Genomic DNA, 577 nt, shown 5'->3' on the forward strand with positions numbered 1-577 from the left:
CGCCGAGGGTCTCAAGGCTCAGGTGAACGGCTACTCGGTCGCTGCGCGTAACGCGCAGGACGGCATCAGCGTCGTGCAGGCGGCTGAAGGTGCGCTGGGTGAAGCCCAGTCGATCCTGCAGCGCATGCGTGACCTCGCGGTCCAGGCGTCCTCGGACACCAACAACGCCGACGCACGCACCGCGATCAGCTCGGAGCTCGACGAGCTCGCTGACGAGCTCAACCGTGTCGTCGACTCGACCAACTTCAACGGCATCAACCTGCTCACCGACACCGCCGCGGACCTCACGGTCCAGGTCAGCGCGGAGGGTGCCGGCAACGGCAACACCATCACCATCGCCCTCGCAGCCAACAACCTGCAGGACATCATCGCGGACACGGTGTTCGACGAGACGGGTGGAAGCGGCACCGCGCTGAACGTCGTGGACGCGGCGAACGCCCGGACGTCGATCGAGACGATCGACACGGCTCTCAAGGCTGTGTCGACGGCTCGTTCGAACTTCGGTGCGACGCAGAACCGTCTGGAGTACGCGATCTCCAACATCAACGTCGCCGCGGAGAACCTGACCTCTGCCGAG

The 577-nt window shown here is 65.5% G+C and carries 1 protein-coding gene; it reads left to right on the plus strand.

What is annotated here, in order from left to right:
• Positions 1-577 (plus strand): flagellin N-terminal helical domain-containing protein (locus tag IE95_RS0118285; RefSeq protein WP_030153658.1); only part of this gene is annotated, 577 nt, incomplete at both ends.

The organism is Oerskovia turbata (assembly GCF_000718325.1).
Taxonomy (GTDB): domain Bacteria; phylum Actinomycetota; class Actinomycetes; order Actinomycetales; family Cellulomonadaceae; genus Oerskovia; species Oerskovia turbata.